General features: G+C 70.8%; 21 protein-coding genes. 3 read left to right on the plus strand and 18 right to left on the minus strand.

The window, feature by feature from the left end; genetic code table 11:
* Nucleotides 1-49 precede the first annotated feature (49 nt).
* Nucleotides 50-640, plus strand: a complete 591-nt coding sequence (locus tag GVL05_RS07305) for a M23 family metallopeptidase (protein ID WP_159572553.1) — start codon at nucleotides 50-52, stop codon at nucleotides 638-640.
* Nucleotides 641-770: 130 nt separating this feature from the next.
* Here GVL05_RS07305 and GVL05_RS07310 read toward each other — a convergent pair whose 3' ends face one another.
* The 9 genes from GVL05_RS07310 to rplS all read right to left on the minus strand — a co-directional run bounded on the left by GVL05_RS07310 (nucleotide 771) and on the right by rplS (nucleotide 7984).
* Nucleotides 771-1673, minus strand: a complete 903-nt coding sequence (locus GVL05_RS07310) for a tyrosine recombinase XerC (protein WP_159572618.1) — start codon at nucleotides 1671-1673, stop codon at nucleotides 771-773.
* A gap of 61 nt (nucleotides 1674-1734) precedes the next feature.
* Entirely contained in the window at nucleotides 1735-2982 is a 1248-nt protein-coding gene (gene dprA / locus GVL05_RS07315) for a DNA-processing protein DprA (RefSeq protein ID WP_159572555.1), read from the minus strand.
* On the minus strand, nucleotides 2979-4502 hold the full coding sequence (locus tag GVL05_RS07320) for a YifB family Mg chelatase-like AAA ATPase (RefSeq protein WP_123937692.1): 1524 nt from the start codon (nucleotides 4500-4502) through the stop codon (nucleotides 2979-2981). Before GVL05_RS07320 ends, dprA begins: the two co-directional genes overlap by 4 nt.
* Nucleotides 4499-4888 carry a YraN family protein gene (locus tag GVL05_RS07325; RefSeq protein ID WP_123294793.1) on the minus strand — a complete coding sequence of 130 codons (390 nt, stop codon included), beginning with the start codon at nucleotides 4886-4888 and terminating at the stop codon, nucleotides 4499-4501. Before GVL05_RS07325 ends, GVL05_RS07320 begins: the two co-directional genes overlap by 4 nt.
* A 152-nt stretch (nucleotides 4889-5040) precedes the next feature.
* Entirely contained in the window at nucleotides 5041-5388 is a 348-nt protein-coding gene (locus tag GVL05_RS07330; protein ID WP_111086073.1) for an Lsr2 family protein, read from the minus strand.
* A gap of 105 nt (nucleotides 5389-5493) precedes the next feature.
* Nucleotides 5494-5817 carry a DUF2469 family protein gene (locus GVL05_RS07335; RefSeq protein ID WP_111086072.1) on the minus strand — a complete coding sequence of 108 codons (324 nt, stop codon included), beginning with the start codon at nucleotides 5815-5817 and terminating at the stop codon, nucleotides 5494-5496.
* Nucleotides 5818-6055: 238 nt separating this feature from the next.
* Nucleotides 6056-6754: a ribonuclease HII gene (locus GVL05_RS07340; RefSeq protein ID WP_159572557.1), complete on the minus strand. Its 699-nt coding sequence runs from the start codon at nucleotides 6752-6754 to the stop codon at nucleotides 6056-6058.
* Nucleotides 6751-7494, minus strand: a complete 744-nt coding sequence (gene lepB / locus GVL05_RS07345; protein WP_111086070.1) for a signal peptidase I — start codon at nucleotides 7492-7494, stop codon at nucleotides 6751-6753. Before lepB ends, GVL05_RS07340 begins: the two co-directional genes overlap by 4 nt.
* 133 nt (nucleotides 7495-7627) lie before the next feature.
* Nucleotides 7628-7984 carry a 50S ribosomal protein L19 gene (gene rplS / locus GVL05_RS07350; RefSeq protein WP_123339832.1) on the minus strand — a complete coding sequence of 119 codons (357 nt, stop codon included), beginning with the start codon at nucleotides 7982-7984 and terminating at the stop codon, nucleotides 7628-7630.
* Between the two features lie 167 nt (nucleotides 7985-8151).
* Here rplS and map point away from each other — a divergent pair, with 167 nt between their 5' ends.
* The gene (gene map / locus GVL05_RS07355; protein WP_159572559.1) at nucleotides 8152-8943 is read left to right on the plus strand and encodes a type I methionyl aminopeptidase; all 792 of its coding nucleotides are present in this window, start codon (nucleotides 8152-8154) and stop codon (nucleotides 8941-8943) included.
* A gap of 143 nt (nucleotides 8944-9086) precedes the next feature.
* Here map and trmD read toward each other — a convergent pair whose 3' ends face one another.
* From trmD to aroA, 8 genes are all read right to left on the minus strand, one after another.
* Entirely contained in the window at nucleotides 9087-9779 is a 693-nt protein-coding gene (trmD, locus tag GVL05_RS07360) for a tRNA (guanosine(37)-N1)-methyltransferase TrmD (RefSeq protein WP_123294798.1), read from the minus strand.
* Between the two features lie 5 nt (nucleotides 9780-9784).
* Nucleotides 9785-10330 (minus strand): ribosome maturation factor RimM, encoded by a 546-nt coding sequence (gene rimM / locus GVL05_RS07365; RefSeq protein WP_123294799.1) that lies wholly within the window; start codon nucleotides 10328-10330, stop codon nucleotides 9785-9787.
* A gap of 19 nt (nucleotides 10331-10349) precedes the next feature.
* Nucleotides 10350-10586: an RNA-binding protein gene (locus tag GVL05_RS07370; RefSeq protein ID WP_111086067.1), complete on the minus strand. Its 237-nt coding sequence runs from the start codon at nucleotides 10584-10586 to the stop codon at nucleotides 10350-10352.
* A 3-nt stretch (nucleotides 10587-10589) separates the two neighbouring features.
* Nucleotides 10590-11003: a 30S ribosomal protein S16 gene (gene rpsP / locus GVL05_RS07375; RefSeq protein WP_111086066.1), complete on the minus strand. Its 414-nt coding sequence runs from the start codon at nucleotides 11001-11003 to the stop codon at nucleotides 10590-10592.
* 164 nt (nucleotides 11004-11167) lie between these two features.
* The gene (locus tag GVL05_RS07380) at nucleotides 11168-13288 is read right to left on the minus strand and encodes an FAD-dependent oxidoreductase (protein WP_235035897.1); all 2121 of its coding nucleotides are present in this window, start codon (nucleotides 13286-13288) and stop codon (nucleotides 11168-11170) included.
* 4 nt (nucleotides 13289-13292) lie between these two features.
* Nucleotides 13293-14138, minus strand: coding sequence for an SDR family oxidoreductase (locus GVL05_RS07385; RefSeq protein WP_159572561.1), 846 nt, complete (start codon nucleotides 14136-14138; stop codon nucleotides 13293-13295).
* Nucleotides 14139-14222: 84 nt separating this feature from the next.
* Complete coding sequence (locus GVL05_RS07390) at nucleotides 14223-15392, minus strand: acyl-CoA dehydrogenase family protein (protein ID WP_159572563.1); 1170 nt, start codon at nucleotides 15390-15392, stop codon at nucleotides 14223-14225.
* Nucleotides 15389-18649, minus strand: a complete 3261-nt coding sequence (gene aroA / locus GVL05_RS07395) for a 3-phosphoshikimate 1-carboxyvinyltransferase (protein ID WP_159572565.1) — start codon at nucleotides 18647-18649, stop codon at nucleotides 15389-15391. The genes GVL05_RS07390 and aroA overlap by 4 nt, the downstream gene beginning before the upstream one ends.
* A 119-nt stretch (nucleotides 18650-18768) precedes the next feature.
* Between aroA and GVL05_RS07400 the strand changes: the two genes are divergently transcribed.
* A complete protein-coding gene (locus tag GVL05_RS07400; protein WP_200849175.1) occupies nucleotides 18769-19908 on the plus strand; it encodes a glutamate--cysteine ligase in 1140 nt (379 codons plus the stop codon).
* Nucleotides 19909-20235: 327 nt separating this feature from the next.
* On the opposite strand, the gene ffh is transcribed toward GVL05_RS07400, so the two are convergent.
* Nucleotides 20236-21789 (minus strand): signal recognition particle protein, encoded by a 1554-nt coding sequence (gene ffh / locus GVL05_RS07405; protein WP_111086061.1) that lies wholly within the window; start codon nucleotides 21787-21789, stop codon nucleotides 20236-20238.
* Nucleotides 21790-21816: the final 27 nt, after the last annotated feature.

Here is a 21816-nt window from a genome sequence, read left to right on the forward strand (position 1 = left end):
CCGCCTCACCTCGGTCGTGTGGCGGGTCCGGGCCGGACAGAGTGGCGGCATGCTCCTGTTCCCCGGCTCCGGCACTCGGCTCCCCCCGGTCGTCGCGATGGTGGTGGTGATCGGGATGCTCGGGGCGTTCGGGGCGGCCACCGCGTCGTTGCCCGCACCCGTGCCCGCGCCGGAGGACGTGCGCGACCACCGGTATGGCACGGCGGCGACTCGTGCTGCCGAACCGTGGGTCTGGCCGACCGGCACACGGGTGGTCGAGCGCGGGTGGGAGCCGCCGTCCGACGACTACGCCGCCGGTCACCGCGGGATCGACGTCCCGGCGCCGCTCGGCACGACTGCGGCGGCGGTCGACGACGGCACGGTGGCGTTCGCCGGACCCGTTGGCGGCAGGAGCGTCGTGACGGTCGACCACGGCGGCGGGCTCGTCAGCACCCTCGACTCAGTGCAGCCGCTCGTCGCTGCCGGGGACCACGTGCGACAGGGTGATCCGGTCGGCCGGGTGTCCGTGGGGCACTGCCCGGCCTCGGCACCGTGTCTGCACCTCGGCGCGCGGGTCGACGGCCGCTACGTGGACCCGACGTCGTACCTTCCCGCGGCCGAGTGGCCCGTGCTGTTGCCGGAGTCCGCCTGGCCGGGGTGAGCGACCGCGACGGGCGACGTACGACGTGCAACTTCGACGTGCGACGTCACGGTCGCACGGTCGCGCCGTTCCAACGTTCCGACGCCGCGCAGCCGCACGAGTGCGCGGCGCCGGTCCGGCGGTCGCTCCGTCAGGCGCGCGGGTGGGCCGTCCGGTAGACCTCGCGCAGCCGTGCTGAGGACACGTGCGTGTAGATCTGCGTCGTCCCGAGGCTCGCGTGCCCGAGCAGTTCCTGAACCGCCCGCAGGTCCGCTCCCCCGTCGAGCAGGTGCGTCGCCGCGGTGTGCCGGAAGGTGTGCGGTCCGCTCGGCCCTTCGCCGGGAAGGTCCCCGAGCAGGCGAGCCACCACGCGGTACGCACTCCGCACCCCGAGCCGGCCACCCTGGTCGCCGAGGAACAGTGCCGTGCTCGGTACGTCGGCCCGCGCCGCGAGGGTCGGACGCCCCCGCGACGTCCACGCCTCGAGTGCGTCACGGGCCGGGACGCCGAACGGCACGACCCGCTCCTTCCCGCCCTTCCCGAGCACGCGGACCGTGAGCCGCCCGCGATCGACGTCGGCGACGTCGATGCCGACGAGCTCGCTCACCCGGATGGCCGCGGCGTACAGCAGCTCCACGAGCGCGAGGTCCCGCAGCGCACCGGGATCGTCGGTCGCTGCACGGGCCGCGAGGCCGTCCAGCAACCCACGGACCTGCTCGGCCGACACCACCCGCGGCAGGTACGAGCCGCCCTTCGGTGCACGGAGCCGCACACCGGCGTCCGTCGCGGTCACCCCGGTCTCGCTCGCCCACCGGGTGAACGCCCGCACCGACGACGACCGGCGGGCGATCGTCGACCGTGCGAGCCCCCGCTGGTCGGCTTCCCACAACCAGTCGCGGAGGAGTTCGAGGTCGACCCCGTCGATGCCGACGACGCCGCGTCGCGCGGCGAACTCGACGAACTGCTCGAGGTCGTTCGCGTACGCGCGGAGCGTCTGGTCGCTGAGTCCCCTGGCGTGTCGAGCGTGCCCGAGGAACGAGTCGGCCGCTGCCACGAGTCGCTCTTCCTTCTGCTCTGCTCGGTCCGCCACGTCGTCAGCGTACGGCTGGCCGACGTCATGCGCGGCTCCACCCGCCGCTGCTGTGCGCCACGAGCCCTTGCAACTGCGCGAGCGCAAGGGCGTCCGCCACCGCCGCTCCGGACAGCCCGGACCGTCGAGCGATCTCGGCCTCTGGCAGGGCACGACGGCCGAGCGCGTCGAGGACCCGGACGACCTCGGGATCGCGCTGGACCGACACGAGGGGTTCGTCCGCCGCCGCGGTCGCACCGGATGCGGCCACGGGACGCATCGCGGCGACCGGGTCCCCCGGGTGCACGACGAGCTGCGCCCGGCCCTGCGCCACGAGCCGGTGGCACCCGACCGACGCCGAGGACGCGAACGCTCCCGGGACGGCGAACACCGGGCGACCGAGCTGCCCGGCGTGGTGTGCGGTGTTGAGCGCACCGGACCGCGCACCGGCCTCCACGACGACAGCGGCATCGGCGAGGGCGGCGATCAACCGGTTCCGGGCAAGGAAACGCCACCGGGTCGGGCGGGTCCCCGGCGCCGACTCCGCCACCAGGGCGCCCTGCCGAGCGACGTTGTGGAGCAGCTGGACGTTGCCGGCGGGGTAGAGCTGGTCGATCCCCCCGGCCAGGACCGCGATCGTCGGGGCCCCTGCGGCGATCGCCACCCGGTGTGCGACCGCGTCGATCCCGTAGGCGCCGCCGCTGACGATCGTGCAGCCGGCGTCCGCGGCGGACGAGGTGATCTCGGCGGCTGCTTCGGCCCCGGCGATGGTGTTCGCCCGCGACCCGACCACGGCCAGGGCGGGTGCCCCGTCGCCGACACCCGCCGTGGCGCTGCGAGTCCAGAGCACGAGTGGTGCGTGGGGGCCGAGGTCGTCGATCGCCGTCGGCCACCCAGCGGACCCGGGCACGAGCAGTCGTGCCCCGACGGCTTCGGCCGAGGCGACGACGTCGGCCACGTCGGACCGGACCAAGCGCGGTCGCCACCGGTCGATGGCCGTGTGCAGGACACCGGCGAACGCATCGGGATCCTCCGCACCGGGTACGCCGGCCTCCACACACCCGTCGAGCAGATCCTCGAACGCACCGTCGGCTGCCAGCAGGACCGAGCCGAGGGCGCGCTCCGACCCGAGGGCCGCCATGAGCTCACCGGCGACGGAGTCCCCGGGCTCCACGATCACGGACCACGCGACCCGAGCGGCGGTCTGGACCGGGTCCGACGCCCCGTCAGTCCCGAGGACCCGCCGGATCGCGGCGAGCAGTTCGCTGCCGTGGCCGGGCCCCACGCCGCTCACAGCGCGCTCCGCAGGGCAAGAGCACCCCGGACGTGTGCTCTGCTCGGACGGTCGACCGCTTCGAGGTCGGCGAGGGTCCACGCGAGCCGCATCACCCGGTCCCACCCCCGCATGGTCAAGGTGCCGAGGTCGAGCGCCCGGTCGAGCTCGGTGGTCGAACCGGGTTCGATCCGACCGTCCGCCCGCAGCCAGGCTCCGGTGACCTCGGCGTTCTTCGTCCACCCGGTGTCCCGGAGGCGTTCGGCCATCCGAGCGCGGGCCGCAGCGACGCCGGCGCGGGCCTCGGCCGTCGTCGGCGTGCTCCCGTCGGTACCACGCATCTTCCCGGTCGTCACCCGGGGCACGAGCACCCGGATGTCCATCCGGTCGAGCAGCGGTCCGGACATCCGCCCGAGGTAGCGCCGGACCGCACTCGGCGGACACTCACACGGTTGGCCGTGCGCTCCGCCGGCGTTGCCGCACGGGCAGGGATTGGCAGCGAGCACGACCTGGCACCGCGCGGGGAACTCGGCGGCGCCCGCAGCCCGGTGGATGGTGATCCGACCGGACTCGAGCGGCTGGCGGAGCGCGTCGAGCACCGCACGGGGGAACTCCGGTGCTTCGTCGAGGAACAGGATGCCGCCGGTCGCCCGCGACACTGCTCCGGGTCGCAGCACACCGGAGCCGCCGCCGATCAGGGAGATCGCCGACGCGGAGTGGTGCGGGGCCTCCCACGGGGGCTTCGTGCTCCACGACGCCGGCCCGAGTCCGGCGACGGACCGGACGGCGGCGACCTCGAGCGCGGTCGCGTCGTCGAGGTCGGGCAGGAGCCCGGGCAGGCGCTCCGCGAGCATCGTCTTGCCGGCACCGGGTGGACCGAGCAGGAGCACATGGTGCCCACCGGCCGCCGCGGCGACGACGGCGCGCACCCCGATCGGGTTCCCGACGACATCCGCCAGTTCGGCCACCGGGCGTTGGACCGAGGGCACCGGCACCGGCAGCACCGCGTCGACCTCGACCGGCGGCAGCAGCGCGCCGGCGTCGATCGCAGCCGCACGGAGTGAGTCGACCCCGGTGGTGCGCACGCCGTCGACCACGCGAGCCTCGGGCAGGTTGCCGATCGGCAGCACGACTCGGTCGGCCCCGGCGTCGCGGGCGGCGAGCAACATCGGGATGACTCCGGCGACCGGTCGGACCCGACCGTCCAGACCGAGCTCCCCGATGTAGACGATCCGCTCACTGACGTCGGGTGCGAGTCCGGCGCCGGCGAGCACGGCCATCGCGATCGCCAGGTCGAACCCGGAACCCCGTTTCGGGATCGCCGCGGGCGTGAGGTTCACCGTGATCCGACGAGCCGGCAACGGACACCCGGCGTTCGCAGCGGCGGCACGGACTCGCTCGCGCGCCTCGCCGAGCGAAGTGTCCGGCAGTCCGATGATGCTGAAGGCGGGCAGCTGGCTGGTCAGGTGGGCCTCGACCTCGATCCGGCGCCCGGTCACGCCGAGCAGGGCGACGGCCGCAGCACGGCCGATGCCCGTCACAGCACACCCGCCACGTGTTGCACGGCCGTCCGCGGGCCGTCGACGTGGACCGCGACCACGTCGATGCGGATAGCGCGTGCCGACACCTCCGGATGGGCGTCGAACCACTCGGCCACGAGTCGTCGCATCCGCGTGAGCTTCGTCGCCGTGATCGCCTCGAACGGATGCCCCGTCGTCGTACCGGATCGCGTCTTCACCTCGATGAACGCGAGTGTGCAGGAATCCCACGCGACGATGTCGATCTCGCCCCGGGCGCACCGCCAGTTCCGCTCGAGGACCCGGAAACCCCGTTCGTGCAACCACGCCACGGCCTGGTCCTCGCCGAACCGCCCCAGGCGGCCGTTCCGGAGTGTTCGTCCAGGGCGATCGTGCAGCTTCTGTTCCATGTCATTGCCTCCACGGCAACGATCGCGGGAACGGCAGCGAGGATGTGCACCGACGAAGACTCTGTGGAATCAGACGACGACGATCGCCCTTGGGGAGGAATGACGAAGGACCCGGGTGATCGCGATCATCCGGGTCCTTCGTCGACAGCGGCTCAGTGTGCGGCTGCGTACGCTTCCTGCACCTGGGTCGAGATACGACCACGGGTCGAGACCTCGTAGCCGTTCTCCTTCGCCCACTCGCGGATCTTGCCGAGCTCTTCGGAGTTGCCACGCTTCGGGGCCGACTTCGGCGCCGTGCTGCCGGTACGACGACCGGAGACCTTGCGCGCTGCGGCGATGTAGTCGGAGATCGCTTCGCGGAACTTGTCGACGTTGTCGTTCGTCAGGTCGATCTCGTACGACGAGCCGTCGAAACCGAATTCGACCGTGCGACCTTCACCGGTGGTGATGGGGGAATCGTCGAGGTCGTCGACGAGCTGGACGGTGACCTTCTGTGCCATGCGCGGCTCCTGTTCATTGGACGGGAAATCCCGACCAGAATAGCGCGTGGAATTCCGGCACGTCACCGATCACCGGCGATTCACCGAATGCACCGGAATTGACGATCACTCGTCGAGTGCGAGTTCCTTCGGCAGTTCGAGTTCTCGCGATGTCAGTTCTTCGACATTCACGTCCTTGAACGTGAGGACGCGGACGCCCTTGACGAACCGGTCGGAACGGTAGACGTCCCACACCCAGACGTCGTTCATCGTCAGTTCGAAGTAGAAATCGTGTTCGGTGTCCCGGCGCACGAGTTCGACCTCGTTCGCCAGGTAGAAACGCCGCTCGGTCTCGACCACGTAGCGGAACTGCGACACGACGTCGCGGTACTCGCGGTACAGGGCCAGCTCGACCTCGCGGTCGTAGTCGTCGAATTCGTCCTCATCCATTGCGCCCACAGTCTACGGCGGCAGCCGCACCAGTGCGCGACAGCAGCTCGAGGGATGCACCCGAAGACGGAAGTGCGAGCAAGCTCGGCGTCCGCTCCCGATCCGAGCCCACCGAGGTTCCACAACACGCCGTGTGCGCTCCGCCGAGGTTCCGCTGCGGCACCGGGCATGGGCCGAGATGCCGAGATTTCGGAACCTCGCGGGCCACAGGCACGGCAGGGCGGGCGACCGCAGCGCGTCAGCTGCCGAGCGCGTCGAAGCCCTCGAGTGACACGCTCGACGTCTGGTGCAGCCATGACTTGCGGTGGAGTGCGTGCGCCCCGACCGCGCGGATGGCGTCGTAGTGCGCGGTCGAGCCGTAGCCCTTGTTCGACGCCCAGGCGTAGTGCGGTGCCTCGTCGTGGGCCGCGATCATCAGGGCATCCCGCGCGACCTTCGCCACGATCGACGCCGCGGCGACCGAGGCGCAGTCCCGGTCGGCCTTGACCTGCACGACGACCTCGAGCGGGTCCGTCGTCGGACGGAGCGAGGCGGGGACGGCACGGGTCAGCCAGTCGAAGGACCCGTCCAGCACGACGACGGCGCCGTCGAGCGACAGGCCACCGGCGACCAGCGACTCGAGCGCCTGCGCCCCTGCGGCTCCGAGCGCCGGGACGATCCCCTGCCGGTCGACGTACTCGGCGGACGCCATGCCGACGGCGGTGCGCGCCCACCGGGTCACCACGGGGACCAGGTCCGTCCGGCGGGTGGCGGACAGCAGCTTCGAGTCGGCCAGACCCTGCGGGACCCGCCCGACGTCGATCGTCACGGCCGCGACGCCCACGCCGACGGGACCGGCGATCGCACCGCGTCCGACCTCGTCCATCCCGATGACCGTGACACGGCCTTCGGCCAGCAGCCGCTTCTCGACGCGGAGGGAGGGGCGGACGGGGGTCACTGGTCGCGCTCCTCCACCCCGGCGAACACCTCGGGGTGGTCGTCGAGCCACGTCCAGCGGCTCGTCGGCCAGGAGATCACGAAGGCGCGGCCGGTCACGTCGGACAACGGCACGAACCCCTTCGACGGCGTGTCCCCGTTGTAGCGGGAGTCCTTGGAGTCGTTGCGGTTGTCGCCCATCACCCAGATGGTGCCCTTCGGCACGGTGACGGAGAAGTCGGTCGCTGAAGCAGGGGCGCCGGCCGGCAGCTTGAGGTACGGCTCCTTGATCGGGACGCCGTTCACCGACATCTGCCCGAGGTCGTTGCAGCAGGAGACCTTGTCCCCTGGCAGACCGATCACACGCTTGATGAGGTGGTCGTCGCTGTCGCCCGTCCCGAGGCCGATCTGCGTGAGGACCCAGTCGATCGCCTTGGCGGGCTGGGTGTCCGGCGTGACGCTCGGCACCTCGGACCCGGCGAGCCATCCACCCGGGTCCTTGAACACCACGACGTCGCCGCGTTTCAGTGCCACGACACCCGGGACGAGTTCGTTGACGATCACGCGGTCGTTGATCTGCAGCGTGTTCTCCATCGACGCCGACGGGATGTAGAACGAGCGGATCAGGAACGTCTTGACCAAGAACGACACGAGCAGCGCCGCGATGAAGATGATGACGAGGTCGCGGAGGAATGTGAGGATCCCGTTGCGCTGCTTCTCGGGCCGGGGCCTGCGCCCGGATTCCTCAGTCGTGTCCGTCATTTCCGCTCTCGTTCACACCGTGCCCGCCCGGGTTCAGCGGGCGCAAAGGGAAAGCCCCCCGTCGATGCACAACCGTACATCGGCGAGGGGCCAGCAGCGGCGTCCGGCTCGCGGGCGCTCACTGTGAAGGCGATCAGGCGTCGCGCTTCTCCTTGATCTTGCGGCGGGCCGCCTTGCCGCGCAGTTCGCGCAGGTAGTAGAGCTTCGCGCGACGGACGTCACCCTTGGTGACGATCTCGATGTGGTCGATGATCGGCGAGTGCACCGGGAACCAGCGCTCGACGCCGACCTGGAAGCTCACCTTGCGGACCTTGAAGGTCTCGCCGATGCCGTGGCCCTGGCGGCCGATGACGACACCCTGGAAGACCTGGATACGCGAGCGCGTGCCTTCGACGATGTTCACGTGCACCTTGATGGTGTCACCGGCGCGGAAGTCCGGGACGTCGGTCCGCAGCGATGCTGCGTCGACGTTGTCGAGGAGCTGGCTCATGGCTGTTCTACTCTCTGCGGACGCACACGGGTCGCCGCGGATCGATGTCTGATGAAGTGGTGGTGCGTGCCCGGTGTCGGCGACTCCCCCGTGGCAGAGTCCAGCCAGGGCACAGCGACCCATACTGCCACACAGAACGCCGGGGGCAAAACAGCGAGGATGGACCCATGATCGAACTGCGCACCCCCACGGAACTCGACGGACTGCGAGTCGCCGGTCGGTTCGTGGCCGACGTCCTCGACGAACTGCTCGCCACGGTCGACGTCGGCGTGAACCTGCTCGAGCTCGACCGCGTCGCCGCGCGGATGATCGCCGACCGGGGCGCCGAGAGCTGCTACGTCGACTACCACCCCTCGTTCGGCAAGTCGCCGTTCGGCAAGAACCTGTGCACCTCGGTGAACGACGCGGCGCTGCACGGTCTGCCGTTCGACCACGTGCTGCAGAACGGCGACCTTGTCAGCCTCGACTTCGCCGCGAGCGTCGACGGCTGGGTGGCGGACTCCGCCGTGTCGGTGCAGGTCGGGACGCCCCGCGACGAGGACCAGACGCTCATCTCGACCGTCGAGCGCGCCCTCGCAGCCGGCATCGCGCAGGCTGCTCCGGGCAACAAGCTCGGTGACGTCTCGCACGCGATCGGGCACGTGGCGAAGGAGGCGGGCTACAGCGTCAACCTGCAGTTCGGCGGGCACGGTGTCGGTCACACGATGCACGGCGACCCGCACGTGCCGAACGACGGACGTCCGGGTCGCGGCCTGAAGCTCCGGCCGGGCCTGGTGGTCGCGATCGAGCCGTGGCTCATGCAGGGCACCGACGAGCTGTACCAGGACGACGACGGCTGGACGCTCCGGAGCGTCGACGGCTCACGTGCTGCGCACGTCGAGCACACGGTGGCGGTCACCGAGTCCGGACCCGAGGTCCTGACCCTGCGTCGCGCCCAGCGCGCCGACCCGACCAGCTGACGGACTGGAGGCGCGGTGCGGTCCCGCCCCGCGCCTCCCGTCCGACACGGCGGAGCCGGGTTTCGTGCTCAGCGACAGTTCACGGGGAACGCACCGCGAGAACTGTCGCTGAGCGCGAAAACCGACCGGCAGGCCGCAGCCCGTCAGGCCGGCGGCAGCAGGTCCGGCCGGACGCGCCGCGTCCGCTCCACCTGCTGCTCGTGCCGCCACGCAGCGACCTTGCCGTGGTGGCCGCTGAGCAGCACCTCGGGCACGGCGTGGTCACGCCACACGGCGGGCTTCGTGTACGAGGGGTACTCGAGCAGGCCGTCCTCGTGGGACTCCTCGACCAGGGACTCGGGGTTGCCGACGACGCCGGGGACGAGTCGCCCGACGGCCTCGATCATGGCCATCGCCGCGACCTCGCCGCCGTTCAGCACGTAGTCGCCGAGCGAGAGTTCGACGACCGAGCAGCGTGACGCCGCCCACTCGAAGACGCGGGCGTCGATGCCCTCGTACCGCCCGCAGGCGAACACGAGGTGGTCGGACGTCGACGCGAGCGAGCGCGCGATGGACTGCTTGAACGGCGTGCCGGCGGGCGTCGGGACCACGAGGGTCGACGAGCCGTCCGGCCGCAGCAGGGCGTCCAGCGCCTGCGCCCACGGTTCCGGCTTCATGACCATGCCGGCGCCGCCGCCGTACGGGGTGTCGTCGACGGTGCGGTGCCGGTCGGTCGTCCAGGAGCGCAGGTCGTGCACGTGCAGGTCGAGCAGCCCACCGGAGCGGGCCTTGCCGAGCAGGGACACGTCCAGCACGGAGAAGAACTCCGGGAAGATCGTGACGATGTCGATCCGCACGGCAGCTAGTCCGTGACCGTCTCGGGCCGGGAGGTGTCCTCGGGGTCCTCGAACAGGCCCTGTGGCGGCGTGACCGTGACGGTGCCGGACGCGATGTCGACGGCGGGCACGATCGCCGCGACGAACGGCACGAGGACCTCGCCGCGCGACGGGGTGTCGATCGCGAGCAGGTCCTGCGCCGGCATGTGGTCGACCCGGGCGACGGTGCCGACCTCGACGCCGTCGCGCAGCACCTTCAGCCCGACCAGCTGGTGGTCGTACCAGGCGTCGTCCTCGCCGGTCTCGGCGTCGGCGTCCTGCTCGACCCAGAGGATGATCCGGGCGAGCGACTCGGCGCCGGTGCGGTCGTCGATCCCCGCGAAGAACGCGACGGGGTGACCGTTGTACCAGCGGAGCTCGTCCAGCTCGAGGGTCTTGCCCGACCACGGTGAGTCGTCGGGGACCTGGAGCGTGAACGTGGCACCGGGGGTGAACCGACGATCCGGGTCGTCGGTGTAGAGCTCGAGCTTGATGCCGCCCTTGAGCCCGTGTGCCTTCGTGATTCGACCCACCCGGAGCTGGGTCGTCTCCCTAGGAATCGGTGTCGACCACGTCGACCCGCACCCGCTTGCCGTCGGCCAGGGCCGAGACGAGGGTACGGAGTGCCTTGGCGGTCCGCCCGGCACGACCGATCACGCGGCCGAGGTCCTCGGGGTGCACGCGCACCTCGAGGACCTCGCCCCGCGGGGAGGTGGAGCTGGCGACGCGCACGTCGTCAGGGTGATCGACGATCCCCTTGACGAGGTGCGTCAGCGCGGATTCGAGCAAGGACTACGCCTCGGTCGTCTCGTCGGCGGTCTCGGCGTCGTCGGTCTTGGCGGCGGGAGCCGTCTTCTCCGACTTCGGCTTGAGGACGGCCTTCTTCGAGGAGTCGACCTGGAAGGCCTGCTTCGGCTCGGCGACCTTGACCTTGGACGCGGTGTCCTTCTCGCCCTTGAACTTGGCCCAGTCGCCGGTCAGCTTGAGGAGGGCCGCGACCTGCTCGGTCGGCTGCGCGCCGACGCCGAGCCAGTAGAGCGCACGCTCGGACTCGATCTTGATGACCGAGGGCTCCTCGGTCGGGTGGTACTGACCGATCTCCTCGAGGACACGACCATCGCGCTTGGTGCGCGAGTCGGCGACGACGATGCGGTAGTAGGGCGCACGGATCTTACCGAGACGCTTCAGACGGATCTTGACAGCCACAATTGCTCCTGTTTGCTTACGTTGTGGTTGAACTGGAACCGCGGGCGTGGGGGCACACACGGTGAAAGCTCGAGAGAGATCGCTCACAGCTGGATAGAGGGTCGAGCTGCGGCGATTCGACCGTTCATTCTTACAGATTCCGGGCCGTGATGCGAGCCGACGCGCTACGGCGCGAGTCGCCGGACCGCTTCGAGGGCCTCGGACGTCGCGCGGACCGCGTCCACGCTCCGTGCGTCGCGTGCGCCGCCGACGACAGCGAACGGCACACCGGCTGCCTGGAGGCCCGTCACGAGTCCGTCACGCACGTCACCCTCGGTGTCGATCGCGCGTTCCTGCCCGGCGCAGACCACGACGGTGTCCGCCGGGATCGCACGCTCCTCGCCGTGCTCGTCGCGGATCCAGAGGGCACCGGGCTCGATGCGCAGGTACTCCTGCACGCCACCGACCATGCGCACCCCCGCGTCACGGAGGCGACCGATGGCGACCCAGCGCGAGGTGATCCCGACGCCCTGCCCGAACTTGCCCGATCGGCGGAGCACGGTGACGTCGGAGCCCGGCCGGATCGTGCGCGACGCAGCGGGCAGCCGCTGGGGGACGTCGCCGACGAGCTCCTCGGAGACGTCGAGGTCCCAGCGCGCCGCGAACTCGGTGGCGCGGACCGACTCGTCCGGCGACTCGGTCAGGAACGCTGCGGTGTCGACGCCGATGCCGCCGCCGCCGATGATCGCGACGGTGCCGGCCGGCACGCCCTCGCGCAGTGCCCGCTCGTACGACAGGACGTGCGGCAGGTGTGCTCCGGGGACGTCGACGTCGCGCGGGACCACCCCGGCGGCGAGCACCACGGCGTCGCTGTCGGCCAGGTCCGCAGTCGTGGCCGGGCGGCCGAGGTGCACCGTGGCTCCTCGTTCGTCGAGCTCGGCGCGGGCGGCCCGCACGGTGGCGGCGTAGTCCTCCTTGCCGGGCACGAGCGCGGCGAGGCCGAACTGGCCGCCGAGCCGGTCGGCGGCTTCCCACACGGTGACGCGGTGGCCGCGTCGGGCCGCGTCGACGGCTGCGGCGAGACCGGCCGGTCCCCCGCCGACGACGTCGACGCGCTTGGGGTCGGTGGTCGGACGCGCCGGGAAGGCAACCTCGCGGGCGGCGCGCGGGTTCACCAGGCAGGACACCGGCGCGCCGATGATCGAGCGGTCGAGGCAGGCCTGGTTGCAGCCGATGCAGGTGTTCACCAGCGCGAACCGGCCCGCGAGCGACCGGTTCACGAGCGCGGGGTCGGCGAGGAACGGTCGGGCGAGCGCGACGGCGTCGATGGTCCCGTCGGCGAGGACCGTCTCACCGTCGCGCAGGTCGGTCATCCGGTTCGACGCGATCACCCGGACGTCGGGGTGCGACGAGCCGCGCACGACCCCGGCGATGCGCGCGGCGTAGGCGAGCCAGGCACCGTGCGGCACGGCGGCCTGCACGGTCGGGGTGCGGGACTCGTGCCAGCCGATCCCCACCGAGATGCCGTCGAGCCCGAGCGGCAGCAGGTCGTGCACCAGGGCGTCGACGTCGTCCTCGGTCGACGAACCGGGCATCAGGTCGGCGCCGGAGAGCCGGATCGTCACGGCCAGGTCGGGCACCGCCGCACGGACGGCGTCGACGACCGCCACCGTGAAGCGCCGTCGACGCTCCGGCGAACCGCCCCACTCGTCGTCACGGAGGTTCGTCAGCGGCGACTGGAACTGGTTGATGAGGTAGCCCTCGGACGCCATGATCTCGACGCCGTCGAACCCGATGTCGCGCGCGGACCGGGCCGCGGCGGCGAAGTCCTCGATGGTGCGCTCGATCTCGGCCGGTGTCAGCTCGGTCGGCACCACACCACGGGCGGCCGCCCAGGGCAGGGCCGACGGTGCCACCACGCGCTGGGGCTCCCCGTGCCGGTCGACCATCCCCGCGGCGAGCGCGTACCGACCGGCGTGGAACAGCTGCGCGAGGATCGTGGAGCCCTCCTCGTGCACGGCGTCGACCGCGGCGCGGAACCGCTCGTCCGCTCCCCCGACACCGAACACGGCGAAGTCGGGGCCACCACGGGCCTCGTCGTTCACCGCGATGCCGCCGGTGATGATGCAGGCGGCGCCGCCGGCGGCACGTTCGCGGTAGAACGCCGCCATGCCGGCCCCACCGTCGTCGTGCACCTCGAGTCCGGTGTGCATCGACCCCATGACCACCCGGTTCGGCAGGGTCAGGGGGCCGAGTGTCCACGGCGAGGAGACGACGGCGAGCTCGGGCATGGCGACGGTGCTCATGCCCCTACTCTGCCGCGTCGACAGCCGCGTCGTCAGCAGGGAGCACCGCGTCGCGCAGCGGCGACGTCGTGTCCGCCCAGAACGGCGGGGCGATCACGGTCAGGCCGCCGTCGACCGACAGCACCTGCCCGGTGATGTAGCCGGCCTTGTCGGAGAGCAGGAAGTCCACCGCGTCGGCCATGTCGTCGGCGGTGCCGGGGCGCTGCAGCGGGAGCTTCTCGAACACCGAGTCGATCGGCGCCTGGCCGGGGACCTTCGTGTAGAAGTACTCGAGCGAGTCGGTGTCGATCAGGCCACCGTTGACCGCGTTCACCGTGATCTGGCGCGGACCGAACTCGACCGCCATGTACTTCATGTACGACTCGCTCATGGCCTTCGCGGCGCCGAGCGCGGCGTAGGTCGGGAACGCGCGGAGCGATCCGTACGAGGTCACGACGACGATGCGCCCACCGCGGTCCATCAGCTCGGCGGCACGCTGCGCCCCGAGCACGAACGAGCGGGCGTTGGTGGCGTAGCTGCGGTCCAGGTGGTGCAGCTTCAGTTCCTTGACGGGCTTGAACGCGCTGGCGGCGGCGTTCGCGACGAACATGTCGAGGCGGCCGTAGGTGTCCCGCACCAGGTCGAACAGGCCGTCGATCGACTCCGGCTGCTCGATGTCGACCTGCGCGGTGATCCCGTCGCCGCCGGCGGCCTTGACGTCGGCCAGCGACTCCTCGGCCAGGTCGGCGTTGCCCTTGTACGTGACCACGACGGTCACGCCGCGCTGGCCGAGCTTCTGCGCGAGCAGGCGGCCGATGCCGCGCGAAGCGCCCGTGATCAGTGCGATGGGTGCGTTGGTGTTGTCGGTCACTGCGGTCCTCTACGTGCGTGGGGAGGGACGGGAGGCGCGTGGCGGGCCCCGCCACGGGCCTCCCGTCCGGTGGGTGGTTGTGGTCTAGAACCCGGCCTTGCCGGTGACGACGGCGCGGCCGACGACCAGCTTCTGGATCTCGTTGGTGCCCTCTTCGAAGCGCTGCGCGCGCGCGTCGCGGTAGACGCGCTCGATCGCGTTGCGCTTCCAGTAGCCCTGGCCGCCGTGCACCTGCAGGGCCTTGTCGGTGACGCGGGCGAGCATGTCGACCGCGACCATCTTCGAGGCGCTGGACAGCGTGCCCGCGTCGGGGCGGTCCTCCTCGTAGGCGCGGGCCGCCTCGAGCACCAGGGCGCGGGCGGCGGCGATGTCGGCGTAGTTCTCGGCCAGGTAGAACTGGATCGCCTGGCGGCTGGAGAGCTGCTTGCCGAACGTCTCGCGCTTGTTCGCGTACTCGACGGCGAGCTCGTTCGCACGCTCGGCGAGGCCGACGGCGCTCATCGCGACGGACACGCGACTCGGCAGCAGGAAGCCGCCGAGCGCGACCTCGAGCCCCTGCCCCTCGGCGCCGAGCAGCGCACTGGCCGGCACGGGCACGTCGGTGAAGCGCAGGATCGCGTGGTCGGTACCGCGGATGCCCATGGTGTCGGAGTCGTCGATCACCTCGGCACCCGGCAGCCCGCTGTTCGGCATGAGGAACGCGACCGTGCCGTCCTGGCCGCTGGTGCCCTCGAGGCGGGCGGCGATGAGCCAGTAGTCGGCCTGCACGCCGAACGTGATGAGGTGCTTCTCACCGTTCATGACGTAGGTGTCGCCCTCGCGGCGGACGGTGGTGCGGATGTCCGCGCCGGTGCCGGCCGTGGCCTCGGTCAGGGTGAACGCGACGAGCTTGTCCCCCGCGACGCTCGGCTTGACGACCTGCTCGATCTGCTCCGGCGTCGCGTAGGGGGCCATCGCGCGCCAGGTGCCGTTGATGACGTGCACGAGCATCCGGATCGACGCGTGCGAACGCGAGACGATCTCCATGATCTCGAGGTAGCGCGAGAACGGGATGGCCCGTCCGCCGAGCTCGGTCGGGGCGGCGAGGCTGAGCCACCCGTTGTCCTTGAGCTCCTGGAACAGCTCCGGGGCGACCCGGCCGGTGCGCTCGATCTCGTCCGCCCACTCCTCACCGCGGCCGCGGACCCACTCGGTGACCTCGGCCTTGAGCTGCTGGAAGGCGGATTCGGTGGCGGTTTCCATGACCAGCGTCATCGTGTCTCGTTCTCCTTCGTGGTGCTCGCGGCGACGAGCGCGGCTGCCTGCTCACGCAGGACGTTCTTCTGGACCTTGCCGACGGCGTTGCGCGGCAGTTCGTCGATGGACTCGAGCCGCTCTGGCCAGTAGTACTTGCTCACGCCCGCCTTGTCGAGCGCCTGCCGCATCGCCGCGAAGTCGAGCCGCTCCACGCCGGCGGCCGGCACGACGAACGCGCACGCACGCTCACCGAGTCGGGGGTCCGGCATCGCGACGATCGCCACGTCGGTGACCAGGGGGTGCTGGTACAGCAGGTTCTCGATCTCGACGACCGGGATCTTCTCGCCACCGCGGTTGATGACGTCCTTGATCCGGCCGGTGATCGACAGGAAGCCGTTCGCGTCGACCTTCGCCAGGTCGCCGGTCTTGTACCAGCCGTCCTCGGTGAAGACGTCGTCGGTCAGGTCCTGGCGGTCGAGGTACCCGTCGAACATCGTCGGCGAGTGCAGCTCGAAGTTGCCCTCGGTGTCGGCGGGGAGCTCGTGGCCCTCGTCGTCGACGATCCGGATCCGGATGCCCGGCAGCGCACGACCGTCGTGCCCGTACGCTGCCGCCGGGTCGTCGATCGGGCTGGACAGGGCGCCGAGGCAGGTCTCGCTCGTACCGAACGCGCCGAGGATGGCCGTGCCGAGCACCGTCGCGGCCCGCTGGGCGAGGGCCCGCGGCACAGCAGCACCGGTCGGCACGAAGATCCGCAGCGACTCGGGCTGGGCGGCACCGGCTTCGACCAGGTCGACGAGGTCGGTCAGGAACGGGGTCGCGCACTGCACGAACGACGCCTTCGCGACGCCGAATGCCTGCTCGAGCGCGACGGTGCCGTCCCACACCGGTTGGATGACCTGCGGCGCACCGAGCCGGAACGCCAGCAGCATGCCGTACAGGAACCCGGTCTGGTGCGCGAGCGGCGACGGGATGTAGATCCGGTCCGCGCTCGTCAAGCCCGACTGCGCGACGTGCATGGCCGTGGCCAGCCCGAGGGTGCGGTGCGGGTGCTGCACGCCCTTCGGCTCCCCCGTCGTGCCGCTCGTGAACAGCAGCTGGCAGACGTCGTCCGGGCCCGGCGCGCGCGAGGTGATCTCGTCGACGTCCACGTGCACGGCGTCGAGGGCGTTGTCGAAGTAGCGCCAGTGCCAGTCGCTCGTGGCCACCCGGTCCAGGGCGTCGGCCGGCAGCGGCGGCTGGTTCGTCGGGGCGTCGACCTGGCCGCGCGCCTCGGACCGGAGCACGATCACGTGCTCGACCGACAGCCGGCGCTGCTGGGCCTTCGCCTCGTCGATGACGTCGAGGAGCTCGAGCGCGGGCCGGCGCTTGCGGAACACGTTCGGCAGGAACACCACGCGGGCGCGGGACCGGGCGAGCGTCATCGTCGTCTCGCGCGGTCCGAACACCGGCATGATCGGCGTCGCGACCGCCCCGATCTGGATCGCCCCGAGGGTGATGGAGACGAACTCGCGCCAGTTCGGCAACTGCATGGCGACCGACTCGCCCCTGCGGACCCCGAGCTCGAGCAGGAGCGCGGAGACCTTGTCGGCCTCGTCCTGCAGTTCCCGCCACGTGGTGTTCACGGGTGCTGCGCCGCCGACCTCGATGACCGCGAGGCCGTCGGGATCGGTCGTCGCGAGCGCGCGGACCTTCTCGCTCAGCACGAGGGGGTCGGCGTCGACACCGGCGAGCGCGAGCGGCTCCGGGGTCGTGGGAGCGACCGGCTGCTGCGCGCCGTCGGCCCGCTCACCGTCGGCCCGCTCACCGTCGGTTCGCTCGCCATTGGCGCGCTCGCCATCGGTGCGCTCGCCGAGGTCGGTGCGCGCGTCGGCGATCGCGGCGGCCTCGGCCGCGTCGGCCCGGTCGTCGCGGGCGATCTGCGCGGCGAGGGCGTCGCCGACCTCCATGTCGAGGCCGACGGAGTTCATCGCCTCGAGGAACGTCGGGTACGAGATCCGGTAGGCCCGCGGGTAGGTCAGCCCCGAGGTACCGCGCGCCTTCGAGGCGGCGACGGCGAGTGACATCAGGACCCGGTGGTCGTTGAACGACGACATCTGCGCGCCGTGGAGTCCCTCGGCCCCGACACCGGTGACGCGGAGTTCGTCGGCACCCTGCTCGGCCCGGCCACCCATGCGGTTGAGCTGCAGCATCGCCGCGACGCGGTCGGACTCCTTCAACCGGATGTGAGCGACGTTCCACAGCCGGGTGGTGCCCTCGGCGAAGGTGGCCATGGTCGACAGGACCGGCAGCAGGTCGGGGATCGGCTGGCAGTCGATGTCGAGCGGTCGCAGCGGGGAACCGTCGTGTTCGATGCGCACGAACCCGGTCTCCTCGTCGATCCGCATCGGGACGCCCATCGCCGTCGCGAGGTCGAGGAACTCGCTCTCCGGGTGGTCGGTCTCGGCGGTGGTGAAGGCCGTCATGCCGCGCAGGAGCAGGTTCGACTCGCGGATGCCGGCCGCGGCGATGCCGAACGCGGCGGAGCCGATGTCCGGCGGGATGACGTAGTCGTGCGGGGTGGCCTGCTGGTTCGCCGGGATCCGGTACTCGAGCCAGTCGTCGGAGACCTCGACCGACAGGCCGAACTCCCGCATCATCCGGACGGTCAGTTCGACGTAGGGCTGCTCGTTGAGCCGGTCGCCGGTGATGTGGATCCGGGTCTCCTGCTCGGCGAACGGGGCCACGAGGAGCAGGCCGGAGACCCACTGCGACAGGGTGCCGGCGATCGTGACGTCGCCGCCGCGGGGGCGCTTCGGCTGGACGGTCACGGGCGGGCAGTCGTTCGTCGCCTCGAGCTCGATGCCCATCTGGGTCAGCGAGGTCAGCAGCGCCTTGATGGGCCGGCGCTGGAAGTACTTCATGCCCACGAGCGTCATCGGCTCGTCGGCGAGCGACGCCAGACCGGTCATGAAGTAGAGCGTGGTGCCGGAGGACCCCATGTTCAGGATGCCGTCGGCGCCACGGGACCCGTGGTCGACGACGTCGGTGGCCTCGTACCGGCCGCCGAGCCCGGTGACGTGGTACTCGTCCCCGCGACGCTTCACGTCGACGCCGAGGGCGCGGAGCGTGCCGACGGTCCACTCGACCTGGCGGGTGGCGCTGATGCCGGAGACGATGCTCGTCCCCTTCGCCAGCGACGCGAGCACCAGCGCGCGGTGCGTGTGGTACTTCGAGACGGGGACGTCGAGTTCCCCGACGAGGGGTGCGGACGTGCCGCGCACGACCAACTGCATGCGTACCTCTTCCTGCTCTGTACATATCAACGGTACGCCCGGTGTGGAACTACTGTGAATCGGATCCGCACGACCAGAAGCCGCCGTCGTTGTGCGTGTCCGACAACCTTCCGGGCAGGATGTACAGCATGGACATCCGCTTCACCGAGTCCCCTCCGTCGACCATCGGCGTCGAGTGGGAGCTCCCGCTGGTCGATCTGTCGACCGGCGACCTCGCGCCCCGTGCCCCTGCCGTGATCGCGGCCGTGCACGAACGACTCGGCGACCGCGAGCGGGTGACCGAGGAACTCCTGACGAACACCGTCGAGGTCGTCTCCAGCGTGCACTCACGGGTCCGCGACGCCACGAGCGAGCTGTCCGGCATCATCGGCGAGGTCATCGACGCCGCCGAGCCGCTCGACGCCCAGGTCATGTGCTCCGGCACGCATCCGTTCGCCGTCTGGGACCAGCAGGAGATCACCCCGGACAGCGAGCACTACACGACCCTGATCGACCGGACGCGCTGGTGGGGTCGGCAGATGCTCATCTGGGGCGTCCACGTGCACGTCGGCATCGACGACCGCGACAAGGCCCTGCCGATCCTCGGCGCGATGCTCGCGTACGTCCCGCACCTGCAGGCCTTCACCGCATCGAGCCCCTTCTGGGCCGGCATCGACACCGGGTACGCCTCGAACCGGGCCCTCATGTTCCAGCAGCTCCCCACCGGTGGCCTGCCGCCCGCACTCGGTGCCTGGGCGAACTTCGAAGAGGTCGTGAGCGACCTCACGCACACCGGCGTCATCGACAGCGTGAAGGACCTGCGCTGGGACATCCGCCCGTCGCCGAAGTGGGGGACGCTCGAGAACCGGGTCTCCGACGGCATCTCGACCCTGCACGAGGTCGGCGCCGTGACCGCGCTCGTGCAGTGCCTGGTCACCGCGATGTCCGACCGGCTCGACGCCGGCGAGACCCTGCCGACGATGCAGCCGTGGTTCATCCGCGAGAACAAGTGGCGCGCCGCCCGCTACGGCATGGAGGCCGAGATCATCACGAACGCCGCCGGCGACGAGCGGCTCGTGACCGACGAGGTGCACGACCTGGTGCAGCGGCTCGACCCGGTGGCCGAGCGGCTCGGCTGCCAGCAGGAGCTGCACCACCTCGACACGATGATCGCGAACGGTGCGTCGTACCAGCGGCAGCTCCGGGTCGCGCAGGAGCACGGCGGTGACCTGCGCGAGGTCGTCCGGCACCTGGTCACGGAGTTCCGCGAGTCCCTGTAGCCCCGAGTCGTTCCGCGTAGCTGGTCGATCCGGGCGTAACTGGTCGTTTCTTTCGACCAGGTACGCCCGATTCCGCTTTCCATCGCGCCCGTTCTGGGAAAGAACGTCACGAGCCCGCCCCGCGCCTCCCGTCCGCGCCCACCCACCTGGTCGCTCCGGGCGTACCTGGTCGATCCGGGCGTACCGGGTCGTTTCTTTCGACCAGGTACGCCCGATTCCGCTTTCCATCGCGGCTGCTCTGGGAAGGAACGTCGCGACGTGCGCGCAGACGGACGGGAGGCCCGGTGCCAGCTGGCACCGGGCCTCCCGTCCGTCAGGGGATCGCGACTAGCGACCCAGGAACTTCTGCAGGCTCGCGAGCTCTTCCTCGGTCGGCGCCTTGCCGCCCTTGGCGGCACCGCCGAGGCCGAGGCCGGAGCCCTTCGGCGCCTGCTGCGGAGCGGCAGCGGTCCCGGCGGCGATCGCCGCACGCTTGGCCGGGTTGCCGACCTTCGACTTCTTCTTGCCGCCCTGCTGCTGCTTCTTGCCGCCGTGCATGCCCGGGATCGGACCCATGCCCGGCATCTGCGGCACGCCACCACGGGCGACGGTCTTCATCATCTTCGCGGCCTGCTCGAACCGGTTGACGAGGGCGTTGACCTCGGTGACCGTGGAGCCGGCACCCTTGGCGATGCGGAGTCGGCGCGAGCCGTTGAGGAGCTTCGGGAGTTCGCGCTCCTTGGGCGTCATCGACTGGATGATCGCCTCGGTGCGCACGATCTCGCGCTCGTCGAAGTTGTCGAGTGCCTCGCGCATGCCCTTGGCGCCCGGGAGCATGCCGAGCATGCCCTTGATCGAGCCAGCCTTGCGGAGCTGCTGCATCTGCTGCAGGAAGTCGTTCAGCGTGAACGAGTCGGACGCGATCTTCTCGGCGACCGCGCGGGCTTCGTCCTCGTCGAAGGCCGACTGGGCCTGCTCGATGAGCGACATGATGTCGCCGAGGTCGAGGATGCGGCTCGCCATGCGGTCCGGGTGGAACGGCTCGAAGTCGTCGAGGCCCTCACCCGTGGAGGCGAACATGATCGGGCGGCCGGTGACGCTGGCCACCGAGAGTGCCGCACCACCGCGGGCGTCGCCGTCGAGCTTCGACAGCACGACTCCGGTGAAGTCGACGCCTTCCTGGAACGCGCGGGCCGTGACGACGGCGTCCTGACCGATCATCGCGTCGATGACGAACAGGACCTCGTCGGGGTCGACGGCCTTGCGGATGTTCGCGGCCTGCTTCATCAGCTCGGCATCGACACCGAGACGACCGGCGGTGTCCACGATGACGGTGTCGTACTGCTGGTCGACCGCGGCCTTGATGGCGTTCTTGGCGACCTTGACCGGGTCACCGACGCCGTTGCCGGGCTCCGGCGCGAAGACGTGGACGCCGGCCTGCTCGCCGACGACCTGCAGCTGCTGCACGGCGTTCGGACGCTGGAGGTCGGCCGCGACGAGCATCGGGGTGTGGCCGTCCTTCTTGAGCCACTTGCCGAGCTTGCCGGCGAGGGTGGTCTTACCGGCACCCTGCAGACCCGCGAGCATGATGACCGTCGGCGGCTTCTTCGCGAACTCGAGGCGACGCTGCTGCCCGCCCAGGATGCCGACGAGTTCCTCGTTGACGATCTGGACGACCTGCTGCGCCGGGTTCAGCGCGCGGTTGACCTCGTCGGAGAGGGCACGCTCGCGCACGGAAGCGGTGAACGCCTTGACGACCTCGAGCGCGACGTCGGCGTCGAGGAGCGCCCGCCGGATCTCGCGGACGGTGCCGTCGACGTCGGACGGAGTCAGCCGACCCTTGCTCCGCAGATTGCGGAAGGTCTCGGTCAGCCGATCGGAGAGTGAACCGAATTGCGCCATGATCCGTCGATTCTACTGGTTCACGAG

The organism is Curtobacterium sp. 18060, assembly GCF_902706105.1.
Lineage (GTDB): Bacteria > Actinomycetota > Actinomycetes > Actinomycetales > Microbacteriaceae > Curtobacterium.

Coding starts and splice junctions, on each gene's coding strand:
- GVL05_RS07305 (WP_159572553.1), top strand. CDS start 50: ATGCTCCTGTTCCCCGGCTCCGGCACTCGGCTCCCCCCGGTCGTCGCG.
- GVL05_RS07325 (WP_123294793.1), bottom strand. CDS start 4,888: ATGGAACAGAAGCTGCACGATCGCCCTGGACGAACACTCCGGAACGGC.
- GVL05_RS07330 (WP_111086073.1), bottom strand. CDS start 5,388: ATGGCACAGAAGGTCACCGTCCAGCTCGTCGACGACCTCGACGATTCC.
- GVL05_RS07335 (WP_111086072.1), bottom strand. CDS start 5,817: ATGGATGAGGACGAATTCGACGACTACGACCGCGAGGTCGAGCTGGCC.
- lepB (WP_111086070.1), bottom strand. CDS start 7,494: ATGACGGACACGACTGAGGAATCCGGGCGCAGGCCCCGGCCCGAGAAG.
- rplS (WP_123339832.1), bottom strand. CDS start 7,984: ATGAGCCAGCTCCTCGACAACGTCGACGCAGCATCGCTGCGGACCGAC.
- map (WP_159572559.1), top strand. CDS start 8,152: ATGATCGAACTGCGCACCCCCACGGAACTCGACGGACTGCGAGTCGCC.
- GVL05_RS07380 (WP_235035897.1), bottom strand. CDS start 13,288: ATGAGCACCGTCGCCATGCCCGAGCTCGCCGTCGTCTCCTCGCCGTGG.
- GVL05_RS07390 (WP_159572563.1), bottom strand. CDS start 15,392: ATGACGCTGGTCATGGAAACCGCCACCGAATCCGCCTTCCAGCAGCTC.
- aroA (WP_159572565.1), bottom strand. CDS start 18,649: ATGCAGTTGGTCGTGCGCGGCACGTCCGCACCCCTCGTCGGGGAACTC.
- GVL05_RS07400 (WP_200849175.1), top strand. CDS start 18,769: ATGTACAGCATGGACATCCGCTTCACCGAGTCCCCTCCGTCGACCATC.
- ffh (WP_111086061.1), bottom strand. CDS start 21,789: ATGGCGCAATTCGGTTCACTCTCCGATCGGCTGACCGAGACCTTCCGC.